We start from the raw sequence: 6050 nt of genomic DNA on the forward strand, positions 1-6050 counted from the left end.
TTCGGGTTGCTCGGCCAGGGCTCGGTCCGCACTGGCGCGACGTCAGGCGGCACGCCGACCAGCGCGGCCTATACCGCCTTCAACAAGGCACAGGGCAGTATCACGCGCAGCGCAGCGGCACTGGCGCAGGTGACTGGCGCGCGGCTCACCTACGCCAACGGCATGGAGGCGGTGCGCACCATCCGCGCCGATCGCCGCGTCGAGGGCGTGGATCCCGGCATCGCCCGCTGCACGGGGCAGATCACCGTGCGCTTTGAGAACACGACGCTGCTGGCCCAGGCGCAGGCCGGCACCGCGGCGGAATTCGCCCTGGCCTTCACCATCGACGCCAACCGCAGCCTGACCATCACGCTGCACGAGGTCTATCTGGCGTTGGCCAAGACACCGATCGAGGGGCCGGCCGGGGTGGAGGCGAGCTTCGATTTCCGCGCCGCCTTCAACGCGACGGCGACGCGGATGATGACCGCGGTATTGCGGAACCAGCAGCCGGCGGCGGAGTATGCGTGATCTGTGCTCGGGGAGAGCAGAAGACCGCTTTGGGGATCGGCTACAGCGGCTTGGAGATAGCGGTCAGCTTTTCGTCTAGGGCAGTCATCAGCAAATCACGGCCGGACCTTCGCAAGGGAACGTAGCTCCGGGCCACCGCGATCCATTGACCCCGGGGATGTCCAGATCGAAGATCGACTGGACATCTTGGCCGATGCAGTACTCAAGCGATGCTCGACCGCCAAAAACGCGCGGCAAAGTGGGAGAATGGAGCTCGGTGGCTAAGTCGAAGGCCCGTCTCGACAGGTTCAGCGAGACCCCCCGTGCTTCAGAATGGCTGCGGCGGTTCCCTGATGGGGACGCGATCATCGCCGCCCAGATGATTGATGCCATGACCCTCGTGTCGGGCGACGAGTTCAGCGGTCGCATGCGGGATCTAGTACTTCGTCGGGCTGCGCTCGCGGACGGCCCAATCGGCCTCTACGCCGAAAGGGAGGTGCCTCCCCCGAAGGGACCTCCGAATCGACTCTTCGATCAAGCCGCGAAACGCCCTCTGCGGGCCAGAGGCCCGGGCCCGCCCCCTATCGCACCGGTGGCGGGAGGCGTCGGAAGCGAAGGGATCGTTGCCACACTCATCACTTCCCTCTGTCGTGCGGACAAGCAGAAATTCTTCAATCATCCCGGACCAGACGCGATCCGATCCAACCGGATCCGCCGGTTCATGCTTCTCACCGACCTTATCGGGAGCGGTCGACAAGCATCCCGCTACATTGAAGCTGCCTGGAGTGTGGCCTCCGTCCGCAGCTGGAACTCCTTCGGCTGGCTCGGGACGGAGGTGATCGCCTACTCGGCGACGGAGCCAGGCATGACGCTTGTCCGAAGTCATGCCAGCGCGCCCGAGGTCTCCATCGTGGCGAGCTGTCCGACAGTGTTCGACGCTTTCGACGAAGCGACGAGGGTGAGGGTGGAGGACCTATGCACTAGGTACGATCCGGGTGGTGCTCGATCGAGCGACGCCTTCGGCTACGATTCCATCGGCGCGCTGATCGCGTTCGCGCACGGCTGCCCCAACAATGCGCCCAGGCTTCTTCATGGCACGAATCGTCTTGGGTGGATTCCGCTTTTCCCAAACCGCGTGACTTCCGCGAGCGCTGAAGCATTTGGTGATCGTCGCCCCTTGGCCAGTTTACGTGAGCGGCTCCGGCGCATGGGGCAGCCGGTGTTGGCCCGCTCGGCCTTGCTGGACGCATCTCACACAGATGGGCGCGCGGTCGTCGCCGTCCTGGCCGCGAGCTGCAGAGGGCCGCGAACGCTCGAGGCAATCGCCGGAAGGTCCGGGCTGACCTTACCGGAAGTTGAGACGATCAGGGCGGTAGCGATGGACTGGGGGTGGATGAAGGACGGGCGGTTGACCGACGCCGGGCAGCGGCAGCTCGCGGCCGCCCGAAAGGTGCGCTCGCCCAAAGTCCCACTTCCCATCGCAGGCGACACGCCATACTTTCCGACGCAGCTGAGGGAGCCTCGTGAAATCTAGTGATCGTCGGTGGTAACTCGCCGACGGCGGTCGGTTCGGTGACGAGCCGATCGGGGACGGGGACTACCCCGCCCCTTCGAGTGAGCGTCCGCATGCTGCCAAGGCTGGGCCCACCCCGAATTGCGTCGGGTGTCTCCTGCCGGGGCGGGCCTAGCCTCGCCAGAGGCGAGTCAGAGTAGATGCTCACGAAGCGCCCTCAGCACTATCGCTCGCTCGGTCGATGCGCCGGGATAGATGACGTTATCATCGAGCGCGCTCTCGCCACGGCCGCTATTCAGGACCGTGTCGGCGGACGCATCCCGACCATCCTGACTCTGCGCCATCTCGCCGAACTCGCGGGGGTGCCATACGGCTTCCTGCGAGGCGTCGCCGCCCGCCGTTTCCCTGATCCCTACACAACCTTCCAGGTGCGCAAGATCGCCCGCCCCGGTGAGGAGGGCTACCGGACGATCACCGTTCCACCACCCCTTCTGATGTCGGTCCAGCGATGGATTTCCGGCAACATTCTCGTACACGGGCGTCCGCATGCTGCAAGCACGGCGTACGCTCCCGGTTCCTCGGTGGTTAAGGCGGCGGAGCGCCACTGCGGGTGCCGGTGGCTGATAAAGCTAGATGCCCGGCGCTTCTTCGAATCCATTTCGGAAATCGCAGCCTACCGAGTCTTTACGACCGATTTCGCCTTTCAGCCACTCGTCGCGCTGGAACTCGCCCGCATCTGTACCCGACTTCCCGAGAACGCGCGGACGAATCGTGCGCGCCGCTGGTTGGCGAAGGTGTCCGGATACGGGGCAATCCTGGACTATCATGCCGCGCAGCTCGGCCATCTTCCTCAGGGCGCGCCCTCCAGTCCCATGCTCGCCAACCTCGCCGTCCGAGAGTTCGACGATGAGATGGCGCGCACGGCGCAGCAGCACCGAATGACCTACACACGCTACGCGGACGACATTGCCCTCTCGACGTCCGACCCCGCCTTTACGCGATCGCGGGCTTCAGACGTTGTGCTCGCCGCCTATGCCGCCATGGGAAGGCATGGCCTATCACCGAACACGACTAAGACGAACGTTGTTCCCCCGGGCGCCCGCAAGCTCGTCCTAGGCCTCCTTGTGGACGGGGATCGCCCTCGCCTCACGCGCGAGTTCAAGGACTCGCTCCGGATGCACTTCCACTACTGCCTGATGCCGGATGTCGGACCCGTAGCACACGCCGAGAAGCGTAACTTTGTCTCGGTGATCGGCTTGCGCCATCACCTCGGCGGCCTCGTCGCCTTCGCCTCCCAGATTGAGCCCGAGTACGGCGCTTCGCTCTCCGAACAGATGAAGAAGATCGTCTGGCCGCTTTGAGGGCGAGGACGATGGAACGCCGATCCACACTCCTATTGCAGTGCTTTCACCTTCATCGGTGGTCATGGCCTGCGCCGTCTCTATCCTCAGTCGAGTAATGGTTCTGCGTCGCTAGCCCGATGTTGAGCACCAACTGCTTCGCACGCGGCTTTGCCGCAGCCCTGAAGCTCACGCAAATGGAGAACCCCATGCTCACCCTCGACCTCCCGGTCGAGCCGTACTGGCTCGACCTTCCCCGCGGCGTGCGCGTCGAAATCCGCCCAGTCACCACCGCCGTGATGGCCGCCGCCCAGGCCGGTTCCGCTCGTCGCCTCGGCGCGCTGCGGGCTGCGGAGGCCGACCTCGACCCCGACATGGCGCGCGGCCTGGCCTTTGCCTTCCTGGTCAAGGCGCTGGCCCGCCACGCCGTCACCGCCTGGGAGGGTGTGGGCGACGCCGCCGGCAATCCGCTGCCGCTCACGCCGGAGGCCGTCGAACGCCTGATGGACATGGATGAGATGGCCGCCGCCTTCTGGGATCGGGCCACCGGCCCTGTCGCCGCCGTGGCCCTGGAGGGAAACGGCTAAGGGCCCGCGCCGAATGGCACTTCGGCCAGGGCCCTGACTACTGCCGCGGTTGCGCGGCGCTCGATCGCGACTGCGGCCTCGCCTGTCCCTACGCCGCCCACGCCCCCGCCAGTGTCGAGGGTGCCGCCGTCTGGGCCACCGGCACCACCTGCGCGACGGCAACCATGAGCGGCCTCGACCTCGACATGCCGGCCGCGCTGGTCACCGCCCGCGAGATGGGCGCATCCGGCTGGGCCGCGGCAGAATTCCTGCTCGCCATGCGCATGGGCCTCGCCGCCGGCAGCGCCGCGCGCCGCACTGATCCCCCCGGGCCCTGACGACCACACTGACGCAGGAGGCGTGACGTATGGCCGACGCCACCCGCCGCGTCTCCGTCCGGCTGTCGCTGGACGACGCCGCCCGGGTCAAGCAGGAGCTGCGCGAGGTCGGCGAGACCGGCCAGTGCAGCCTGGAGCGCATCCAGGGCGGCGCCGACCGCGCCTCCCGCGCGCTGGACCTGCTCGACGTCGCCGTGCGCGGCGTGCAGATCGCCGGCCTCGCCGCCGGCCTGCGCGCCGTGGTGGTGGCCGGAGATGCGCTCACCCAGTCCATGGGACGGCTGAACACCGCGCTCGGTTCGGTCGAGCGTGCCGGCGAGATCTATGACCGCCTCTACCGGGACAGCCTGCAGACCGGCGTCGCGGTGCGCGAGAGCGTCGATGCCTTCGCCCGCTTCTCGATCGCAGCCCGCGAGATCGGCGCCACCTCGGACCAGGTCGCCACGCTGGTCGGCGGCCTCCAGCGCATCGCCATCGCGTCCGGCGCCTCGCAGCAGGAAATCGCCTCCTCCACCCAGCAGCTCGCCCAGGCGCTGGCGTCGGGCACCCTGCAGGGCGATGAGCTGCGCTCCATCCTGGAAGGCCTGCCCACGCTGGCGCAGGCGTTGGCGCGCGAGCTTGGCGTGTCCATCGGCGAACTGCGCAAGCTCGGCTCCGAGGGCAAGCTCACCGCGGACACAGTGTTCCCGGCGCTGCTGCGCGCCGTCGAGCGGCTGAATGGCGAGTTCGAGCGAGCACCGCTCTCGGTCAGCCGCGCCTTCGGGCAGCTGACGGCCGCCGCCGACCAATTCCTCGCCCGGCTCGACCAGGCGATCGGCCTGTCCAACGCCCTTGCGCGTGCGCTCTCCGGCGCCGCCCGCGTGCTGGATGGCGTCCGCCGTGGCTCCGGCCTGCTGCTGCCCAGCGAGCAGGAGGCGGACCGCCGCGCCCAGGCCGAGGCGCTGCGCGCCCAGATCGCCCGTCTCGAGGCGGAGAATGACGGCCGCGACAGCCTGCGCTCCCAGCCCCGCCGTGGCTCGATCCAGGCCGGGCTTGTGGGTGCCGCCCAGCAGCAGGCCGGTGTCGATCGCGCCGCGCGCCTCGAGGAACTGCGACGCCAGTACCAGGAACTTACGGAGGAGATCACCCGCGGCGAGCAGGCCGCCGGCGAACGCCAGCGCACCGAGCAGGAGGCCGCGGCTGGACAGGCTGCCGATGCCCGCCGCCGCCGCACGGCCGCGGATGCCGAGGAACTGCGCAAGGCACTGGACGACCGCTTTCGCATCAACAGCGAATACGAGGACCGCGTCCGCCGTCTGCGCGAGGCCGAGGCCGCCGGCGGCATCACCGCCGCCGACCGCACCCGGCTAGAGACCCTGGCGCTGCGCGAGCGCGACGAGGCGCTGCGCCGCATCGAGGGTACCACGCGCCGCGTCGCATCCATCCCGCGCCCCGACCGCGAGGCCGAGCGCGAGATCAACGACATCATCCGCGAGCGCGAGCGGCTGATCCAGAACAACGAGAACGCCCAGGAGCGCTACACCCGGCGCCTCGAAACACTCGGCCGGCTGGTCGAGCGGTCCGAACGCATCGGCCAGCCCATCCCCGACGAGACGGTCTCGCGCGAGGCCAATGCGGCGCTGCAGGAGCTGGAGCGCAGCCAGCAGCGCGTCCAGCAGGCCACGGAGCGCACCAGCAACACGGCCCGCGAGTTGGGCCTGACCTTCTCCTCGGCCTTCGAGGACGCGATCATCAAGGGCGAGAGCTTTTCCAAGGTGCTGCAGGGCATCCTGCAGGACATCGCCCGCATCGTGGTCCGCCGCACCAT

General features: G+C 68.2%; 6 protein-coding genes. All 6 read left to right on the forward strand.

The window, feature by feature from the left end; genetic code table 11:
* Positions 1-507, forward strand: a 507-nt coding sequence (locus K2Y56_RS00600) for a phage tail tube protein (protein ID WP_292503741.1), incomplete at its 5' end; no start/stop codon positions are given.
* Between the two features lie 256 nt (positions 508-763).
* Positions 764-2020: a hypothetical protein gene (locus tag K2Y56_RS00605; protein WP_292503743.1), complete on the forward strand. Its 1257-nt coding sequence runs from the start codon at positions 764-766 to the stop codon at positions 2018-2020.
* Between the two features lie 179 nt (positions 2021-2199).
* The gene (locus tag K2Y56_RS00610; RefSeq protein ID WP_292503745.1) at positions 2200-3360 is read left to right on the forward strand and encodes a reverse transcriptase family protein; all 1161 of its coding nucleotides are present in this window, start codon (positions 2200-2202) and stop codon (positions 3358-3360) included.
* A 119-nt stretch (positions 3361-3479) separates the two neighbouring features.
* Entirely contained in the window at positions 3480-3926 is a 447-nt protein-coding gene (locus K2Y56_RS00615) for a hypothetical protein (protein ID WP_292503748.1), read from the forward strand.
* A gap of 164 nt (positions 3927-4090) precedes the next feature.
* A complete protein-coding gene (locus tag K2Y56_RS00620) occupies positions 4091-4243 on the forward strand; it encodes a hypothetical protein (protein WP_292503749.1) in 153 nt (50 codons plus the stop codon).
* A gap of 29 nt (positions 4244-4272) precedes the next feature.
* Positions 4273-6050 (forward strand): tape measure protein (locus tag K2Y56_RS00625; RefSeq protein WP_292503752.1); only part of this gene is annotated, 1778 nt, incomplete at its 3' end.

The organism is Methylobacterium sp. (genome assembly GCF_019745455.1).
Taxonomy (GTDB): Bacteria; Pseudomonadota; Alphaproteobacteria; order Rhizobiales; family Beijerinckiaceae; genus Methylobacterium.